This window comes from Trinickia caryophylli (assembly GCF_034424545.1).
Classification (GTDB): Bacteria; Pseudomonadota; Gammaproteobacteria; order Burkholderiales; family Burkholderiaceae; genus Trinickia; species Trinickia caryophylli.
Window position 1 is genome coordinate 1,410,522 of sequence record NZ_CP139970.1, and the last position, 18,041, is coordinate 1,428,562.

Annotated in this window: 20 protein-coding genes and 1 other RNA gene; 7 read left to right on the top strand and 14 right to left on the bottom strand. The window is 64.6% G+C overall.

The window, feature by feature from the left end:
• Nucleotides 1-28: 28 nt before the first annotated feature.
• The 4 genes from ruvC (at nucleotide 29) to U0034_RS06395 (ending at nucleotide 3,365) form a co-directional block, all read left to right on the top strand.
• Nucleotides 29-571 carry a crossover junction endodeoxyribonuclease RuvC gene (gene ruvC / locus U0034_RS06380; RefSeq protein WP_085223308.1) on the top strand — a complete coding sequence of 181 codons (543 nt, stop codon included), beginning with the start codon at nucleotides 29-31 and terminating at the stop codon, nucleotides 569-571.
• Nucleotides 572-660: 89 nt separating this feature from the next.
• Complete coding sequence (ruvA, locus tag U0034_RS06385; RefSeq protein WP_085223306.1) at nucleotides 661-1,242, top strand: Holliday junction branch migration protein RuvA; 582 nt, start codon at nucleotides 661-663, stop codon at nucleotides 1,240-1,242.
• A 63-nt stretch (nucleotides 1,243-1,305) separates the two neighbouring features.
• On the top strand, nucleotides 1,306-2,370 hold the full coding sequence (gene ruvB, locus U0034_RS06390) for a Holliday junction branch migration DNA helicase RuvB (protein WP_085224361.1): 1,065 nt from the start codon (nucleotides 1,306-1,308) through the stop codon (nucleotides 2,368-2,370).
• 56 nt (nucleotides 2,371-2,426) lie between these two features.
• Nucleotides 2,427-3,365 (top strand): oxygenase MpaB family protein, encoded by a 939-nt coding sequence (locus tag U0034_RS06395; protein WP_085223304.1) that lies wholly within the window; start codon nucleotides 2,427-2,429, stop codon nucleotides 3,363-3,365.
• A 22-nt stretch (nucleotides 3,366-3,387) separates the two neighbouring features.
• On the opposite strand, the gene U0034_RS06400 is transcribed toward U0034_RS06395, so the two are convergent.
• From U0034_RS06400 to tyrS, 3 genes are read right to left on the bottom strand one after another with little or no spacing between them, the layout of a single operon-like run.
• Nucleotides 3,388-4,065: a histidine phosphatase family protein gene (locus tag U0034_RS06400; RefSeq protein ID WP_085223302.1), complete on the bottom strand. Its 678-nt coding sequence runs from the start codon at nucleotides 4,063-4,065 to the stop codon at nucleotides 3,388-3,390.
• A gap of 8 nt (nucleotides 4,066-4,073) precedes the next feature.
• Nucleotides 4,074-4,535, bottom strand: coding sequence for a D-aminoacyl-tRNA deacylase (dtd, locus tag U0034_RS06405; RefSeq protein ID WP_085223300.1), 462 nt, complete (start codon nucleotides 4,533-4,535; stop codon nucleotides 4,074-4,076).
• 10 nt (nucleotides 4,536-4,545) lie between these two features.
• Nucleotides 4,546-5,793, bottom strand: a complete 1,248-nt coding sequence (tyrS, locus tag U0034_RS06410; protein ID WP_085223298.1) for a tyrosine--tRNA ligase — start codon at nucleotides 5,791-5,793, stop codon at nucleotides 4,546-4,548.
• 253 nt (nucleotides 5,794-6,046) lie between these two features.
• On the opposite strand from tyrS, the gene U0034_RS06415 reads away from it, so the two are divergent.
• On the top strand, nucleotides 6,047-7,144 hold the full coding sequence (locus U0034_RS06415) for an anhydro-N-acetylmuramic acid kinase (RefSeq protein WP_085223296.1): 1,098 nt from the start codon (nucleotides 6,047-6,049) through the stop codon (nucleotides 7,142-7,144).
• A 136-nt stretch (nucleotides 7,145-7,280) separates the two neighbouring features.
• On the opposite strand, the gene erpA is transcribed toward U0034_RS06415, so the two are convergent.
• From erpA to rplM, 3 genes are all read right to left on the bottom strand, one after another.
• The gene (gene erpA, locus U0034_RS06420) at nucleotides 7,281-7,646 is read right to left on the bottom strand and encodes an iron-sulfur cluster insertion protein ErpA (protein ID WP_085223294.1); all 366 of its coding nucleotides are present in this window, start codon (nucleotides 7,644-7,646) and stop codon (nucleotides 7,281-7,283) included.
• 237 nt (nucleotides 7,647-7,883) lie between these two features.
• Complete coding sequence (gene rpsI / locus U0034_RS06425; protein ID WP_085223290.1) at nucleotides 7,884-8,276, bottom strand: 30S ribosomal protein S9; 393 nt, start codon at nucleotides 8,274-8,276, stop codon at nucleotides 7,884-7,886.
• Nucleotides 8,277-8,287: 11 nt separating this feature from the next.
• On the bottom strand, nucleotides 8,288-8,716 hold the full coding sequence (gene rplM, locus U0034_RS06430) for a 50S ribosomal protein L13 (protein ID WP_085223288.1): 429 nt from the start codon (nucleotides 8,714-8,716) through the stop codon (nucleotides 8,288-8,290).
• Between the two features lie 425 nt (nucleotides 8,717-9,141).
• Here rplM and U0034_RS06435 point away from each other — a divergent pair, with 425 nt between their 5' ends.
• On the top strand, nucleotides 9,142-9,564 hold the full coding sequence (locus U0034_RS06435) for an OsmC family protein (RefSeq protein ID WP_085223286.1): 423 nt from the start codon (nucleotides 9,142-9,144) through the stop codon (nucleotides 9,562-9,564).
• Nucleotides 9,565-9,676: 112 nt separating this feature from the next.
• On the opposite strand, the gene rnpB is transcribed toward U0034_RS06435, so the two are convergent.
• The 3 genes from rnpB to pyrC all read right to left on the bottom strand — a co-directional run bounded on the left by rnpB (nucleotide 9,677) and on the right by pyrC (nucleotide 12,079).
• Nucleotides 9,677-10,094, bottom strand: an RNA gene (gene rnpB, locus U0034_RS06440) — RNase P RNA component class A.
• Between the two features lie 16 nt (nucleotides 10,095-10,110).
• Entirely contained in the window at nucleotides 10,111-10,938 is an 828-nt protein-coding gene (locus U0034_RS06445) for a DUF3025 domain-containing protein (RefSeq protein WP_233211916.1), read from the bottom strand.
• A gap of 52 nt (nucleotides 10,939-10,990) precedes the next feature.
• Complete coding sequence (pyrC, locus tag U0034_RS06450; RefSeq protein ID WP_085224359.1) at nucleotides 10,991-12,079, bottom strand: dihydroorotase; 1,089 nt, start codon at nucleotides 12,077-12,079, stop codon at nucleotides 10,991-10,993.
• 222 nt (nucleotides 12,080-12,301) lie between these two features.
• Here pyrC and U0034_RS06455 point away from each other — a divergent pair, with 222 nt between their 5' ends.
• Nucleotides 12,302-13,207: a class II glutamine amidotransferase gene (locus tag U0034_RS06455; protein ID WP_085223281.1), complete on the top strand. Its 906-nt coding sequence runs from the start codon at nucleotides 12,302-12,304 to the stop codon at nucleotides 13,205-13,207.
• Nucleotides 13,208-13,335: 128 nt separating this feature from the next.
• Here the strand turns inward: U0034_RS06455 and U0034_RS06460 are convergent, their stop codons facing one another.
• The 5 genes from U0034_RS06460 to U0034_RS06480 form a co-directional block, all read right to left on the bottom strand.
• Complete coding sequence (locus U0034_RS06460) at nucleotides 13,336-14,061, bottom strand: amino acid ABC transporter ATP-binding protein (protein WP_085223280.1); 726 nt, start codon at nucleotides 14,059-14,061, stop codon at nucleotides 13,336-13,338.
• Entirely contained in the window at nucleotides 14,058-14,735 is a 678-nt protein-coding gene (gene gltK, locus U0034_RS06465; protein ID WP_085223278.1) for a glutamate/aspartate ABC transporter permease GltK, read from the bottom strand. The genes U0034_RS06460 and gltK overlap by 4 nt, the downstream gene beginning before the upstream one ends.
• Nucleotides 14,735-15,475 (bottom strand): amino acid ABC transporter permease, encoded by a 741-nt coding sequence (locus U0034_RS06470; protein WP_085223276.1) that lies wholly within the window; start codon nucleotides 15,473-15,475, stop codon nucleotides 14,735-14,737. Before U0034_RS06470 ends, gltK begins: the two co-directional genes overlap by 1 nt.
• An 86-nt stretch (nucleotides 15,476-15,561) precedes the next feature.
• Nucleotides 15,562-16,458 carry a glutamate/aspartate ABC transporter substrate-binding protein gene (locus tag U0034_RS06475; RefSeq protein WP_085223274.1) on the bottom strand — a complete coding sequence of 299 codons (897 nt, stop codon included), beginning with the start codon at nucleotides 16,456-16,458 and terminating at the stop codon, nucleotides 15,562-15,564.
• 221 nt (nucleotides 16,459-16,679) lie between these two features.
• On the bottom strand, nucleotides 16,680-17,984 hold the full coding sequence (locus U0034_RS06480; protein ID WP_085223272.1) for a Glu/Leu/Phe/Val family dehydrogenase: 1,305 nt from the start codon (nucleotides 17,982-17,984) through the stop codon (nucleotides 16,680-16,682).
• Nucleotides 17,985-18,041: the final 57 nt, after the last annotated feature.

Here is an 18,041-nt window from a genome sequence, read left to right on the forward strand (position 1 = left end):
TCGCTAGCACCTCGTTTCCGCCGCCTTCATGAAAATCCTCGGCATCGACCCCGGCTTGCGCGTCACGGGCTTTGGCGTCATCGAACAATCCGGCCAGCGCCTCACCTATGTGACGAGCGGCGTCATCCGCACGGCCGATGCCGATCTGCCTTCCCGGCTCGGCACGATCTTCGCGGGCATTTCCACGCTGATCCGCGAGTACGCGCCCGATCAGTCGGCCATCGAAAAGGTCTTCGTCAACGTCAATCCGCAATCGACGCTGCTGCTCGGTCAGGCCCGCGGCGCCGCCATCTGCGGCCTCGTCGCGGGGGGCGTGCCCGTTGCCGAGTACACCGCACTGCAGCTCAAGCAGGCCGTGGTCGGCTACGGCCGGGCGACCAAGGAGCAAATGCAGCAGATGGTCGGCCGGCTGCTGAACCTGCCGGGCCTGCCCGGCACCGACGCGGCCGATGCGCTCGGCATGGCCATCTGCCACGCGCACGGCGGCAGCGCGATCGGCGCACTGGGCGGCATGGCGCCGTCGCTCGCGAAGAAGGGGCTGCGCGTGCGCCGCGGGCGGCTCGTCGGCTAAGGCTTGTCGCGTCACGCCGGACCGGGCGGTGCAGCGCACGCGCGGCAGTGCGCTACACTCGCGCTTTCGCTCCCCCCCTCGTATCCGTCATGATCGGTCGCATTGCCGGCACGCTGCTGGAAAAGAATCCGCCTCACCTGCTCGTCGACTGCCACGGCGTCGGCTATGAGATCGACGTGCCGATGAGCACGTTCTACAACCTGCCCGCCACCGGCGAGAAGGTCATCCTGCTGACCCAGTTGATCGTGCGCGAAGATGCGCATCTGCTCTATGGCTTCGGCACGACGGAGGAACGTACGACGTTTCGAGAGCTGCTGAAGATCAGCGGCATCGGCGCGCGCATGGCGCTGGCCGTGCTGTCGGGCATGAGCGTGCAGGACCTCTCGCAAGCCGTCACGCTGCAGGACGCAGCACGCCTCACGCGCGTGCCCGGCATCGGCAAGAAAACGGCCGAACGGCTCTTGCTCGAGCTCAAAGGCAAGCTCGGCGCCGATATCGGCGCCGTTGCCGCGGCGGCCTCTCCGTCCGACCACGCCTCGGACATTCTCAACGCGCTGCTGGCCCTCGGCTACTCGGAAAAGGAAGCGCTCGCGGCCATCAAGAACGTGCCGGCCGGCACGGGGGTGTCCGAAGGCATCAAGCTTGCCCTGAAGGCGCTCTCGAAGGGCTGAGGCAGCTGAGGCCGCGCCGCGTCCGACGCTTGAGCAGCCGGCGCGCGCGGTACAATGGCGCGCATGATCGAGACCGACAAGCTCGCCGCCGAGCGCATCATTTCCGCCACGCCCGCCTCCTCGCACGAGGAGGCGTTCGAACGCGCGCTGCGTCCGCGTCAGCTCGACGAATACGTCGGACAGCAAAAAGTCCGCAACCAGCTCGAAATCTTCATCGAGGCCGCCAAGCGCCGCTCGGAGGCGCTCGACCACGTCCTGCTGTTCGGGCCGCCCGGGCTCGGCAAGACGACGCTCGCGCACATCATTGCACGCGAGATGGGCGTGAACCTGCGGCAAACGTCGGGGCCCGTCCTCGAGCGGGCCGGCGATCTGGCCGCCCTGCTGACGAACCTCGAAGCGAACGACGTCCTTTTCATCGACGAGATTCACCGGCTGTCGCCCGTCGTCGAGGAAATCCTCTATCCGGCGCTCGAGGACTATCAGATCGACATCATGATCGGCGAAGGGCCCGCCGCACGCAGCGTCAAGCTCGACCTTCAGCCGTTTACGCTCGTCGGCGCCACCACGCGTGCCGGCATGCTCACGAACCCGCTGCGCGACCGCTTCGGCATCGTCGCACGCCTCGAATTCTATGGCGCCGACGAACTCGCGCGGATCGTCACGCGCTCGGCGTCGCTGCTCGGCGCGCAAATCCATGCCGACGGCGCGCTCGAAATCGCCAAGCGCTCGCGCGGTACGCCCCGAATCGCCAACCGGCTCCTGCGCCGCGTGCGCGATTTCGCCGAGGTCAAGGCCGATGGCAACATCACGGCACGCGTGGCCGACTCTGCGCTGAAGATGCTCGATGTCGACCCCGTCGGCTTCGACCTCATGGACCGCAAGCTGCTGGAAGCGATCCTGCACAAGTTCGACGGCGGCCCCGTCGGCGTCGACAATCTGGCGGCCGCCATCGGCGAAGAACGGGATACGATCGAAGACGTTCTGGAGCCCTACCTGATTCAGCAGGGCTATCTGCAGCGCACGCCGCGCGGGCGCGTAGCCACACTCGCCGCCTATCGGCACTTCGGGCTGGCTGCGCCCGATGCCGCGAGCCCCGTGCGCGGCCTCTGGGACACGGATGCGCCCTGAGCGCGCCCCGCCCCGCGCAGAGGCCCGCTCAGGCGTCACGCAGTGAGGAAAGCACGATGTCCGACCAGGCACGCGACCAGCCCAGCGAGCCCGTCCGGCTCGGGCAGCGGCTTGCCGGCGCCCTCAGAACGCAGTTGGCGGGCGCCGTCACGCATTTGACCACGGGCGGCGGCGGTCCGTCGCTCGACTACTCGTCTCCGCCGGGCGATCCGGGTCTCTTCGGCCCCGATGCCGTCTGCTGGCGCGTGCACGCCGATTTCACGTCGATGATGGTAGGGGGTGTCAGCGCGCTGATGCTGCAGGCGCTGCATCCGCTCGCGCTCGCGGGCGTGTGGGATCACTCCACCTTCCGTAACGATATTCTCGGCCGCCTGCGCCGCACCGCAACGTTTATCTCGGGCACGACGTTCGGCAACCGGCACGATGCGCTGGTGCTGATCGAGCGCGTCAAGCGCATTCACGAGAGCGTCACGGGCGTGGCTCCCGACGGCCGGCCCTACCGCGCCAGCGATCCCGCGTTGCTTACCTGGGTACACGTTGCCGAAGTGTCGAGCTTTCTGGCCGCACACCTGCGCTATGTGAACCCGGCACTGAGCAATGCGGAGCAGGATCGCTATTTCTCCGAAATGGCGCGCATTGCCGCACTGCTGGGCGCGCCCGACGTGCCGGCTTCGCGCCGCGAGATCGCAGCCTATCTGAGCGAGATGCAGCCGGAACTCGACGCCGGGCCGCGAGTTCAGGAGGTCGTGCGGATTCTGCGGCATGCCGCCCCGCCGTCGCCCCTCGTGCGTCCAGCCGGCGCCATGCTGATGCACGCCGGCATTGATTTGCTGCCGCCATGGGCGCAGCGCAAGATCGGCTTCACGGCACTCGCGCGCCTCGGCGGACGATGCGCACGCCCAGGCGTTCGCGCGTTGGCGCCGGTGCTGCGCTGGGCGCTCGTCAATGGGGTGTCGAAACGGGCACGGCGCCGCGTGGCCGGCACGCAAAGCTGAACGCCGCGGGGAGGCCCCTTGCTCAGCGCCCGGCGGCGGCCCGCCGTGGCTGAAGACCGTCGTCGTCGGCTGCTTCGCCGAGATGATCGACGTCGCCCCAGGAGACGATGTCCACCCGCCCTTCGCGATCGAATTCGACCGTATTGATGCTCGCGTTGAGCAGCGGGTAGCTGCGCGGCACGTCGAGCGATAGTCCGCGCGCCCGGCGATAGATGCAATCGAGCACGCCGCCGTGTGTGACACAGGCGATACGGCCTTGCGGGTGGGCGACGACGACGTCGGCGACCGCACTCAGCACTCGATCGTAGAACGCACGCGACGATTCTCCGCCTTCGGGCACGAACCCGGCATCTCGCGTCTGCCAGACTGCATAGGCTTCAGGAAACCGCGCCGCGATTTCGTGGCGCTCGAGTCCTTGAAACGCACCATAGTGGCGTTCGCGCAACCCCGGCACGAGTTGCAACGGCAGGCCGAGCACGCTCGCGCTCGGCTGCGCGGTTTGCCGCGCGCGGGTCAGATCGCTCGCATAGATGGCATCGAGCCCTGAGCCGTCACGGGCCTCACGCTCGAGTCGCGCCGCGAGCCGGTCGGCTTGCGCCACGCCCGATTGCGCGAGGGGAATATCGATATGGCCCTGAATCCGCTTGACGCGGTTCCATTCGGTTTCGCCGTGGCGGATAAAAAGAATGCGAGTTGTCATGCGATGGCTCACGCGGCGCGCGTGCGCAGCCAGAACGTGACAGGGCCGTCGTTGACGAGCGAGACCTGCATGTCGGCGCCGAACTCTCCCGTCTCGACGTCTGGGTGGCGCGTGCGCGCTGCGGCGACGAAGTAGTCGAAAAGACGCCTGCCTTCGTCGGGCGGCGCCGCGGGTGTGAAGCTCGGGCGCAAGCCGCTGTCGGTATCGGCAGCAAGCGTGAACTGCGAAACCAGCAACAGCCCCCCCATGCGCCCGGCCCCATCGATATTCGTCACGGGCAGATTCATCTTGCCGGCTGCGTCGCTGAACACGCGGTAGCCGAGCACCTTGGCGAGCAGCCTGTCGGCGCTCGCTTCGGTGTCGCCGCGCTCTGCGCAAACGAGTGCGAGCAGCCCGGCTCCGATCTCGCCGGTGATACGGCCACCGACGCGCACGTCGGCGCGCGCGACCCGCTGAATCAACGCGATCATGGCCGCAACATCATGCCGACAGCGAGACGCGCGCGAACCGGCGCTTGCCGACCTGCACGACATATTCGCCCGCTTCGATTTTCAGCGCCTTGTCGGACACCGTCGTGCCGTCGATCTTGACACCGCCCTGCTCGATGTTGCGCAGCGCTTCGCTCGTCGACGGCACGAGCCCGGCCTGCTTGAGCAACTGGCCGATGCCGAGCGGCGCGCCCGCGAGCGAGACGGTCGGAATGTCGTCCGGCACGCCGCCCTTCGCGCGGTGGTTGAAATCCTCCAGTGCGCGCTCGGCATCGGCCTGCGAATGAAAGCGGGCGACGATTTCCTGTGCGAGCAGCACCTTGAAGTCACGCGGGTTGCGCCCTTCCTCGATCTCGCGCTTGAAGCGGGCGATGTCGTCGAGGCTGCGGAACGACAGCAGTTCGTAATAGCGCCACATCAGCGTGTCGGAAATGCTCATCAGCTTGCCGAACATATCCGACGGCTTTTCTGTGATGCCGACGTAGTTGCCTTTCGATTTCGACATCTTCTCGACGCCGTCGAGCCCTTCGAGCAGCGGCATCGTGAGGATGCACTGCTGCTCCTGCCCGTACTGCTTCTGGAGTTCGCGCCCCACCAGCAGGTTGAATTTCTGGTCGGTGCCGCCCAGTTCGAGATCGGCATTGAGCGCCACGGAATCGTAACCCTGCATGAGCGGGTAGAGAAACTCGTGAATCGAGATCGCCACGCCGCCCTGAAAACGCTTCGTGAAGTCTTCGCGCTCGAGGATGCGCGCGACCGTGTAGCGCGAGGCGAGCTTGATCATGCCGTCGGCACCGAGCGGCATCGACCATTCGCTGTTGAAGCGGATCTCGGTCTTCTCGCGATCGAGCACGAGCGCAGCCTGGTCGAAGTAAGTCTTCGCATTCGATTCGATCTGCTCGCGCGTGAGCGGCGGGCGCGTTGCGTTGCGGCCGGAAGGATCGCCGATCAGCGACGTAAAGTCGCCGATCAGAAAGATCACCGTATGGCCGAGATCCTGCAACTGACGCATCTTGTTCAGCACGACGGTGTGGCCGATATGGATGTCGGGCGCCGTCGGGTCGAGCCCGAGCTTGATCCGCAGCGGCTTGCCGGTGGCGCCGCTGCGTGCGAGCTTCTGCGCAAACTCCTCTTCGATCAGCAGTTCATCGGCACCGCGCTTGGCGACGGCGAGCGCATGGCGGACCTCGTCCGTGACCGGGAACGTCGAGGTGGGTTGGGCAGTGGACGCGTTGCTCATCTGGGAATCTGTCGGGCGGAAACGTTGCAAAAGTCTCAATTCTCCCATATTCTCGCCGCGCCCCGCCCTGTCAGTTCCGCTGACGTGCAAGCCCCGCAGCGGGGATAATCTATAGCCACTGCCACGACGATGCTCGAAGGCGAAGCTCGAGCACTTTCATCACGCCAAGGCCGCCCAAGACGACGAGGAGCCCTCCGTGCCACGAACCCCAACCGCCGCACCCGGCGACGGTGATGCGATCTACTTCGGCCTGATGTCGGGCACGAGCATGGACGGTGTCGACGGCATCGCCGCGCGGTTTTCGCCGGCCAAGGCGCCCGTCGTGCTGGCGGATGCGTTCGTCGGCTTTGCCGACGGTCTGCGCGAGGCGCTGTTCGCGCTGCAACAGCCGGGCGAAAACGAGATCGAACGCGAAGCGCTGGCGGCATCGGCGCTCGCCGCGCGCTACGCCGTGTGCTGCCATGAGCTGCTGCGCTCCGCCGGCATCGCGCCGTCGGACGTCCGGGCGGTCGGCGTGCACGGCCAAACCATTCGCCACCGCGTCGATCTCGGCTTCACGCGCCAAACCAACAACCCGTCGCTGCTCGCGGAAATGACGCATATCGACGTCGTAGCCGACTTCCGCAGCCGCGATGTGGCGGCCGGCGGTCAGGGCGCACCGCTCGCACCGGCATTCCATGCGCAGATATTCGGCAGCGAGAACGAAACGCGCGTCGTCTGCAATCTGGGCGGCATCAGCAACATCACGATCCTGCCCGCGGGCGGCACGCAGGCCGTACGCGGCTTCGATTGCGGTCCGGCGAACGTCCTGCTCGACGAATGGGCGAAGCGCAAGCTCGGCACGCCTTTCGATGAAGGCGGGCGTTTCGCCGCAAGCGGTAACGTGCACCAGGCGCTCTTGAACGTTCTGCTCGACGAGCCGTTTTTCGAGCTGCAGCCGCCGAAAAGCACGGGGCGGGATCTGTTCAACGCCGATTGGCTCGATACGAAGCTACGCGGCTTCGAGCAATTGAGCCCGGCAGACGTTCAAGCGACGCTCACCGCGCTGACCGCCGTCACGATCGCCCGGGAAATCGAACGGCATGCGGGCGGTTGCCGCGCGGTCTATGTGTGCGGCGGCGGCGCGCGCAACCCGCACCTGCTGGCCGCATTGGCCGACGCGCTGGAGAAAACGGGGGTGAGCGGTGCGCGCGTGGAGACGACGGACGCGCTGGGGGTACCGCCCAATCACGTGGAAGCGCTGGCGTTCGCGTGGCTGGCCATGCGTTGCGTCGAGCGCGAAAGCGGCAATCTGCCGGCCGTGACGGGCGCAGCGGGCGAGCGCGTGCTGGGCGCGATCTACCCGCGGTGAGCGGTGAGCCGCGTCAGTCGCACAATTTCCCGGCATCAATGAGAAACGGGGCCATAGGCCCCGCTTGGCGCAATCGATCACAATCGCTCGGCCGGCGGCCCGCACTCGCCGGGTGCCGGCCTGCGATCGGGCTCGTTCAGACGGAAAACGACGATCCGCAGCCGCAGGTGCTGTTTGCGTTCGGATTCTTGATGACGAACTGCGCGCCGTTGAGGTCGTCCTTATAGTCGATCTCTGCGCCAACGAGGTACTGATAGCTCATCGAATCAATGAGCAACTGCACGCCCGCCTTGTTCATGATGGTGTCGTCTTCGTTCACCGTCTCGTCGAACGTGAAGCCGTACTGGAAGCCCGAGCACCCGCCGCCCTGCACGAACACGCGCAGTTTGAGCTCAGGGTTGCCCTCTTCGTCGATCAATTGCTTCACTTTCTCGGCCGCCGCGTCCGTGAAGACGAAGGGGGCCGGCATTTCGGTCACGGGATTTTCGGTCACGGCGTTCATTCGAACTCTCCAAAAAAGCTGCTACCCGCCATTGTAGGGTGCTTCCGAAGATCGTGCTGGAAGCCCTCGAAATCAATGGGTGCTTGCAAAATCGGGGCAGAGCCCTCTGCCCATGGGTAGCCGAACGTTGCGCCCGACAGTTGCGCCCACACGACAAAAAAGCCGCCCATGCGGTTCGCATCGGCGGCTTTTTCGTGCAGCCACGCCGGAAACACCGGCGCGGCGTGCAAAGCGGGATTAACGCTTCGAGAACTGCTTGCGGCGGCGTGCCTTGTGGAAGCCGACCTTCTTGCGCTCCACTTCACGAGCGTCACGCGTCACGAAGCCGGCGCTCGACAGTGCCGGCTTCAGCGTTGCGTCGTAGTCCATCAGCGCACGGGTGATACCGTGGCGAACGGCGCCTGCCTGGCCCGTTTCACCGCCGCCCGCGACGTTGACCTTGATGTCGAACGTCGCGGCGTGGTTCGTGAGCTCGAGCGGCTGACGAACGATCATCAGCGATGTTTCGCGCGAGAAGTAATCCGCGATGGGCTTGCCGTTGACGACGATGTCGCCCTTGCCAGCCTTGATGAAGACACGAGCGACGGCGCTTTTGCGGCGGCCCGTACCATAGTTCCAGTTACCGATCATGTACGATCCCCTTAGATCTCGAGCACTTTCGGCTGCTGCGCCGTGTGCGGATGCGTGGCTTCAGCGTAGACCTTCAGCTTCTTGATCATCGCGTAGCCGAGCGGGCCCTTCGGGAGCATGCCCTTGACGGCCTTCTCGAGCGCGCGGCCCGGGAAACGCTCTTGCATCTTGCCGAACGTCGTCTCGTAGATACCGCCCGGGTAGCCCGAGTGACGGTAGTACTTCTTGTCCGTGGTCTTGTTGCCCGTGACCTTCAGCTTGCCGGCGTTGATGACGACGATGAAATCGCCAGTGTCGACGTGCGGAGTGAACTCAGGCTTGTGTTTGCCGCGAAGACGGCGTGCCACTTCGCTGGCGACACGGCCGAGAACCTTATCCGTCGCGTCAATCACGTACCATTCGCGCTTCACCTCTTCGGCTTTTGCGGAAAAAGTCTTCATGATCGATCCAAAAAAATAGGCCAGCCCTTGATGTTGTTCCTGCTTGGATGGTGCGCTTCGAGGCGCGGTGCAGGCTCTCCCTGTTCTTCTTCCGCGGGCGTGGTTGCGGAAGAGCCCTGAATTATAAAGGAATTCGAACCGCCTAGTCAAAAAAAAGCCCGAACGCTCGGTTCGGGCTTAATCCACCTAAGGAGGAGGGTGGAGGAGACATGCGGAGATTGCCGGACGTCAGCAATCAATGTGTTGCATTGTACAGACGCATCGCCCAGCATGCAAGAAAATTTGCATTGCGAAAACGGAACTCATAATGCGAAATGAAGGGCATGCCGCGCCGGCTCGGCGGAGCGGGCGGCGCACGGCTACAATGCGCCTTCGATTGACCGACTCATTGATTCACCGATTACACACTCGACGGGAGCCACGATATGGAATGCAAGGTGAGCTGGATGGGGCCTGACGGCATGGCGTTCGCCGCCGAAACCGGCAGCGGCCATCTGGCCATGATGGATGGCGCTCCGGAAGGGGGCGGCCGCAACCTCGCGCCGCGGCCGATGGAAATGGTGCTGCTCGGCACGGGCGGCTGCACGGCATACGACGTGGTCATGATCCTGAAGAAGAGCCGGCAGGAGATCGCCGGCTGCTCGGTCACGCTGAAGGCCGAGCGGGCGAGCGTGGACCCCAAGGTGTTCACGAAGATCCACTTCCACTTCACGGTGACGGGCAAGAACCTGAACCCGGCCACGGTCGAACGCGCGATCAATCTTTCCCACGACAAGTACTGCTCCGCGTCGATCATGCTTGCCAAGACGGCCGAACTCACCCACTCTTTCGAGATCGTCGAGCAGTAGCCCCTGGCTGCCATGCCGGCAGGCCTGCTCCGCGCAGGTGCGCGAAGCAAAAGAGCAAAAACAAAACCGGCGCCCGGTTCATGAACCGCGGCGCCGGTTTTTTTCATCGGGGTGGCAAAGCGAGCCGGTAAGCCGGATTCTGTGCGCGCGCGGGGCCTTGCGGCACCGCGCGCGTGGCAGCCATTCCTCTAGGCGCGCCATTGCTGACGCGCTCAAGCTTCCTACCCGCAGACGGACGGGGGCCCCGCCCTGCATCGCCGAAGCGATGCGTGCCTGCCTATTTGGAATTGCTCCGGGTGGAGGTTACCGTGCCGGACTGCGTCGCCGCAGCCGCGGTGCGCTCTTACCGCACCGTTTCACCCTTACCTGATCCCGGCTCTCGCCGGGCCATCGGCGGTTTGCTTTCTGTTGCCCTGTTCCGCGTGTCGCCACGGATGGCCGTTAGCCATCACCCTGCCCTGTGGAGTCCGGACTTTCCTCGCCCTTTCGCGGCTTTCGCCGAAAAAGGCCGCGGCTGCCTGGCCCGCTTTGCTGCCTGCGATTCTATCACCGGCCAGCCCCGCCGCCGCCGCGCCGCCCACGCCGGAACACGCGTTCATCGCCATAAAAAGCGGGATTCGCGTTGTCCGCGCACCATCCCGGGATACCGAGCACGGGCAACGGCGCAAAAAGCCGGCTGGTCAGCGGCGCGCATAGCAGCGCTTCGCTGACCGCCGCATCGAGCCAGTTGGCCTGCTCGGCGGCGGGCCAGCCGAAAAAGCCGTCGGGCGCGTCCACAAGCCACGCGTGCGCGGTGCAAGCCTTATAGGGTGAAATCAGCTTCTCGAGCAGCGCGTGCCCGAACGGCCGCACCGCGCACCGTGTGCCCCACGCCGCACGCGCCTGCCCGAAAAGCCGCCCCCAGTCGAACGCGATGAGCGCTTCGCGCAGCGCCGGGTCCGTCGACACGAAAAGCACCGCGTTCTCGTCGAAAAGCGTCAGCGCATCACGCTCGGCGCCGCGGGTACCGCCGACGCCGTCGCGCGCGATTGCGTCCGCCTGCCGCGCATTGAGCACCGCTTTGATGCGCGGATAGGCAAACCAGGTCAGCGCGTTGAAGAAATCATGGAGGTTCTCGCGCGTCGGCACGCCGCCCGTCTCGGCGATGTGCGCCTCGTAGGCGGTGCCGGGAGGAAGATCGTCTTGCGCGATAAAACGAAGCGGGGCGCCACGGCCCGTGCGCTGGCCGCTTTCGATAGCGTCGCGTGTCAGTTCCGCCAGATACGCGTCTGGCCGGGCGAGCGCGACCGCCTGCCAGCGGCGGCCGCGCGCGGCCAATGCGGCGAGCCACGGCGCGGACCAGTCGATGCGTTCGAATCCGGCGAAACGGGGCATGGCCGGCGCCGCCGGCGCACACGATACGGGCGTCATGACGGCAGGCCGCGCGTCAGACGAGCCGCCAGCCGATCTCTTCCCCGCCCCTCAGCGGCACGACGGTCGTATCGCCGGCATCGAAGGCCGGCGGCAAGGTCCAGCGTTCGCGCACGAGTGTGACCGTCTCCCCGCTGCGCGGCAACCCGTAGAAATCCGCGCCGAAAAAGCTCGCGAAACCTTCGAGCTTGTCGAGCGCGCCGGCCTGCTCGAACGCCTCCGCGTAAAGTTCGACCGCGTGCAGCGCCGTGTAGCACCCCGCGCAGCCGCAGGCGTGCTCTTTCGCGCCTTTCGAATGCGGCGCGCTGTCCGTGCCGAGGAAAAAGCGCGGATTGCCCGAGATCGCAGCCGCAACGAGCGCCACACGGTGCGTCTCGCGCTTGAGCACCGGCAGGCAGTAGTAATGCGGGCGAATGCCGCCCTGGAAAATGGCGTTGCGGTTGTAAAGCAGATGGTGCGCGGTGATGGTCGCCCCGAGCAGCCCGGGCGCCGCGCCCGCATCGCGCACGTATTCGGCCGCGTCCTTCGTGGTGATGTGCTCGAACACCACCCTCAGCGCCGGGAAATCGCGCCGTAGCGGAATCATGACGCGATCGATGAAGACCTTCTCGCGATCGAAGAGATCGATTGCCGGATCCGTCACCTCGCCGTGGACGAGCAGCGGCATCCCCGTCTCCTGCATGGCTTCGAGCGTCTTCCCGCATTTCGCGAGATCGGTCACGCCGGCATCGGAATTCGTCGTTGCGCCGGCCGGGTAGAGTTTCACGCCATGGACGAATCCGCTTTCGCGCGCACGCCGGATTTCGTCGGGCGGCGTGTTGTCGGTCAGGTAGAGCGTCATCAGCGGCTCGAAAACGGCCCCGGCCGGCAAGGCAGCCAGGATCCGCTCCCGATAGGCGCGCGCCGCCTCCGTGGTCGTAACAGGCGGCTTCAGGTTCGGCATCACGATCGCCCGGCCGAACTGGCGCGCCGTATGCGGCAGTACCGCCGCCAGCATCGCGCCGTCGCGCACATGCAGATGCCAATCGTCAGGCCGGGCGAACGTGAGCGACGACGGAGCGCCGGCACCCACGGCGGCGGCTATTGAAGAAGGAGAAACGGTCATGGCGACGATCGGACGAAGGAGGAGGTACGAGCGAGCCGGCCCGAAGGCGCGGCGATACGAGGCGAAAAAAATACCGGCGCCGCACAGGCCGTGGAGAAAGCGCAACGCCCGGACAGGCACTCGCGCCGATTTCGCTTTTTTCGACCGGCTGCTCGGTATATGCTTCAAAAAAATATATTGTAGCGGGTCGCCCAGCGGCCCGTTCGGTTACCGCCACGAATCATGTGCCAACTTCTCGGAATGAACTGCGCCGCGCCGACGGACGTCACGTTCTCTTTCACCGGCTTTGCGGCGCGTGGCGGCGTAACGGATCATCACTCGGACGGCTGGGGCATCGCGTTTTTCGAGGACAAGGCCTGCAGACTCTTCATCGATCATCAGTCGTCGGCCACCTCGCCGATCGCCGAGATGGTCAAGCGCTATCCGATCAAGTCGAAGAACACGATCGCGCACATCCGCAAGGCAACCCAAGGCCATATCCTGCTCGAGAACTGCCATCCGTTCATGCGCGAGTTGTGGGGGCGGCACTGGATCTTCGCGCATAACGGCGATCTGCAAGGCTACCGGCCCACGTTGACGGGCGTCTACCAACCGGTGGGCACGACCGATAGCGAGCTCGCGTTTTGCGCGCTCATGCAAGGCTTGCGCGAGGCGTTCCCGTGCGCGCAGCCGCCCCTGCACGACCTCTTCGCCGCCGTTTCGGCGCTCACGCGCGAGATCACGAATTACGGCGTGTTCAACTTCCTGATGTCGAACGGCCAAGCGCTCTTTGCGCATTGCTCCACGCATTTGCACTATCTCGTGCGGCGCTGGCCATTTTCCACCGCGCATCTGATCGATGCCGACATGTCGATCGACTTCGCCCAATACACGACGCCCGAAGACCGGGTGGCCGTGATCGCCACGCAGCCGCTTACCGACGACGAGATCTGGACGGCATTCGCGCCGGGCGACCTGCTGATGTTCCAGGACGGCGATGTGGCCGCACGCACGCACATCCCCGTGCCGGCATCGGTGCTCGAAAAGGCGCGCAACCCCGCATGCGATCCGAGCGCCTCGGCGCCGCGGCATGCGAGCGGCGGCGACTTCGCCGCGGAAGCCGACGACATCGCGGCGTTCGAATCGTAGGAAAGCCACGCGTACGCTCCGGCGCGGCCCGTTCCGGCAGAAATGCCGAGCGGGCACCGGGGTGCCCGCTCGATGCGAGGCCGCAAGGGCCTCGAGCGCCTAAAGCCCGGACAGGGCTCGCCCCGGCATCAGTGGAGGATCTTGGCGAGGAAGTCCTTCGCGCGATCCGACTTGGGATTGGCGAAGAAGTCTTCCTTGCGATCGTCCTCGACGATGACGCCGCGGTCCATGAAGATGACACGGTGCGCGACCTTCTTGGCAAAGCCCATTTCGTGCGTTACGCACATCATCGTCATGCCTTCGCGCGCGAGTTCGACCATGACGTCGAGCACCTCGTTGATCATTTCCGGATCGAGCGCCGAGGTGGGCTCGTCGAAGAGCATCGCCACCGGGTCCATCGACAGCGCGCGCGCGATCGCCACACGCTGCTGCTGCCCGCCCGAAAGCTGGCCCGGATACTTGTCCGCATGGGCTTTCAGCCCGACGCGATCGAGCAGCTTGAGCCCCTTCGTCATGGCTTCGTCCTTCGAGCGGCCGAGCACCTTGATCTGCGCGAGCGTCAGGTTCTCGGTGATCGACAGATGCGGAAAGAGCTCGAAGTGCTGGAAGACCATGCCGACTTTCGCGCGCAGCTTCGAGAGATTCGTGCTCTTGTCCGTCAGAGACTGACCGTTCACGACGATATCGCCCTGCTGAAACGGTTCCAGGCCGTTCACCGTCTTGATCAGCGTCGACTTGCCCGAGCCCGACGGGCCGCACACCACGACGACCTCGCCCTTTTTGACCTCCGTCGTGCAGTCGGTGAGCACCTGGAAGTGGCCGTACCACTTCGATACGTTCTTGATTGAAATCATCTTGCGACCTTTTTCCGAAGTCCTTTCACAACGCTTGACGCGACCGAGCAAATGACGAAATACACGGCACCGGCAAAGAGCACCATCTCGACCATCGTACCGTCACGATCGCCGATATTCGTCGCCGTGCGGAAGAAGTCCGCCAGACTGATCACGTAGACGAGCGATGTGTCCTGGAACAGAACGATCGCCTGCGTGAGCAAAAGCGGCACCATGGCGCGAAACGCCTGCGGCAAAATGACGTAGCGCATCGATTGAGCGTAGGTCATGCCGAGCGCGAACGACGCGTTGGCCTGGCCGCGCGAGACGGCCTGAATGCCGGCGCGGATGATCTCCGAATAATACGCGGCCTCGAACAGCGAGAACGCAATCATCGCCGAGGCAAGCCGGATGTCGATGTCGGGGGACAGGCCGAGCACGCTTTGCAGGAACTGCGGCACGATCAGGAAGAACCACAGCAAGACCATGACGAGCGGGATCGAGCGAAATACCGTTACGTATCCCCTCGCGAACCAGCCGAGCGGCGCGATGCCCGACAAACGCATCAGCGCAAGCACGGTTCCCCAGACGATACCGACCACGATTGCGAGCACCGTGATCTGCAGCGTGATGATGGCGCCGCTCCATAGCGTCGGCAGTGCGCCTGGAATGCCGCTCCAGTCGAAATGATGCATCACTTGCCTCCAATGTAGCCGGGCAGGCGGCTCTTGTGCTCGATGAAGCGCATGACGCCCATGACAACGAGGTTGATCAGCACGTATGCGAGCGTCACCGCGATGAACGACTCGTAAGTCTGCGCCGTATAGTCGACGAGCTGACGCGCCTGAGCCGACAGATCGAGCAGGCCGATCGTCGAGGCGACCGCCGAATTCTTGAAGATATTGAGGAATTCGGAGGTGAGCGGCGGCACGATGATCCGGTACGCAACGGGCAGCAGCACGTAGCGATACGTCTGCCACTGCGTGAAGCCGAGCGCGAGCCCCGCGGCGCGTTGCCCGCGCGGCAGCGCCTCGATGCCGGAGCGCACCTGCTCGCACACGCGGGCGCCCGTGAAGAGCCCGAGGCAGATGATCGACGACGAGAAGAACTGCGCGCCTGGCGGCAATTGCTTGAACCAGGTGCCGATCGACACGGGCAGCAACTCGGGCACGACCAGGTACCAGACGAAAAACTGCACGATGAGCGGCACGTTGCGGAACACGGCCACGTAGACGGTACCGATGGCGGCAAGCCGGCGATCCTGTACGGTGCGCAGCACGCCGAAGAGCGAGCCGACGATGAGCGCGATGACCCATGCCGCGAGCGAAACGGTGATCGTCACGCGCATGCCCGACAGCAGCCAGCCGAGATAGGTCGTGGGTTCGCCCGTCGAAACCGGCTGGAGCAGAATGCCCCAGTTCCAGTGATAGGACATGATGAGGACTCCAACGAAAAGAACGGAAGAAGCCAGGCCCTACGCTTCTTCCGTTCGATTCAACTTCCGATTGCGGTGAGCGACGCTTAGTCGATCGCCTTGTCGTTCGGGTTCTTGAACAGCGCCTTCATGTCGTCGCTTTCCGGGAAGTTCAGATTCAGCCCCTTCGGCGGAATCGGCGATTCGAACCACTTCTTGTAGATCTGATCGCCCTCGCCCGACTTCTCGACCTGTGCGATTGCATCGTCGACGACCTTCTTGAACTCGGTGTCGCCCTTGCGCATCATGCAGCCGTAGGCTTCCTTCGACTGCGGCGCGCCGACGATCACGTATTCGTTCGGCGTGCGCGACTTCGCACGTTCGCCCGCGAGCAGCGCGTCATCCATCATGAACGCGACGGCACGGCCGGTTTCGAGCGTCTGGAACGACTCGCCATGGTCCTTGGCGCTGATGATGGTCATCCCCATGCTCTTGTCCTGGTTCATCTTGCGCAGCAGGCGCTCGGACGTCGTGCCGGCCGTCGTCACGACCGTCTTGCCCTTCAGATCGGCCCAATCCTTTACGCCCGAATCCTTCTTCGTCATGAGGCGCGTGCCGATCACGAAAATCGTGTTCGAGAAAGCCGCTTGCTGCTGGCGCTCGAGGTTGTTCGTGGTCGAACCGCACTCGATGTCCACCGTGCCGTTCTGCACGAGCGGAATGCGGTTTTGCGACGTCACGGGAATGTTGCGGACCTGCAGGTTCGGCAGATTCAGCTTCTTCTTGATCGCATCGACGACCTTCATCTGAAAGTCGCGCGAGTAGCCCACCACTTGCTGCTTGTCGTCGTAGTACGAGAACGGAATCGAAGATTCACGGTGACCGAGCGCGATGACGCCGGTGTCCTTGATCTTCTTCAGCGTGCCCGATTCCTGTGCAAAGGCGCTGCCGGCGGCAAGCGCGCACAGCGTAACGACGAAAAGCGCGGTCTTCTTGATCTTCATTTGCGGTGATCTCCATGGCCAAAACCGGCGCCAGTGTACCAAGTTACGTTTTTGAAAGCATCGGTATTCGTATTAATGTCGCTTAACGGTCGCACGCGGTGAACGCCAACCGATAAAGGAAGCGGGCGACATCGATCGATGCCGCCCGCGCCAAGGCGCCGGGCACGCCGCCTTGTGCGCGGCGTGCCGGACTACGGGGGAAAACTCCCGGGGTAACCGGATCAGGGGTACAACCCGCGCATTTCGCGTGCCATCAGAATGCGTTTGCACGCAACGATGAACGCAGCCGTGCGCATCGAAACACTGTTTTCGCTCGCGACTTGCCAGACGGCATTGAACGCCTCGCGCATCACGCGCTCGAGGCGCTGGTTGATCTCGTCCTCGGTCCAGAAAAAGCTCGAGAAGTCCTGCACCCATTCGAAGTACGAGACCGTCACGCCACCTGCGTTGGCCACCACGTCCGGAATGACGAGCACACCCTTGTCGTGAAGGATGTCGTCCGCGGCCGTCGTCGTCGGGCCGTTCGCACCCTCGACGATAATCTTCGTCTTGATCTTGCCTGCGTTCTTCTCGGTGATCTGGTTCTCGAGTGCCGCCGGGATCAGGATATCGGTCTCGATCGTCCAGAATTCCTCGTTGGCGACCGGATCCGCACCCGTGAAACCGCCCACGCCGCCCGTTTGCGCCACGTGAGCAAGCAGCGCGACGGTGTCGACGCCCTTCGCGTTGAAGAGCGAGCCCGTGTGGTCCTGCACCGCCACGACCTTCGCACCCGCTTCCTGAAACAGACGTGCCGCAATGCCGCCCACGTTGCCGAAGCCCTGCACGGCCACGCGCGCGCCCTCGATGTCGAGGCCCACGCGGCGCGCCGCCTCCGTGCCGACGACGAACACGCCGCGGCCCGTCGCTTCCTTGCGGCCCAGCGAGCCGCCGAGCGAGATCGGCTTGCCCGTCACGACGCCCGTGGCCGTCTGGCCCTGGTTCATCGAGTAGGTGTCCATCATCCACGCCATGATCTGCTCGTTCGTATTGACGTCAGGGGCGGGAATATCGGTGTTCGGTCCGATGATGATGCCGATCTCGCTCGTGTAACGGCGCGTGACGCGCTCGAGCTCGCCGCGCGAGAGCTTGCGCGGATCGACGCGGATGCCGCCCTTCGCGCCGCCGTACGGCACGTTCACCGCCGCGTTCTTGACCGACATCCATGCGGACAGCGCCATCACTTCGGACAGCGTCACGTCCTGATGGTAGCGCACGCCGCCCTTGCCCGGACCCCGCGAGACGTTGTGCTGCACGCGATAGCCTTCGAAGTGCGCCACCGTGCCATTGTCGAGTTCGATCGGCACGTCGACGATCATGATGCGCTTCGGGCGCTTGAGGGTTTCGATCCAGCGCGAGAGCGTGCCGAGGTACGGCGCGACACGGTCGACCTGGCGCAGGTAGTTGCCCCAGGGCCCGAGATCGTCAGCATGCAAATACGACGGAATGGATTGCGTGGTTGCAGCTGACGGCAATGGCGAAGACATGAAGACTCCAACGGTCACGGAATGGCGCCATTGTGGAAAATCGGCCTTCCGAAATCC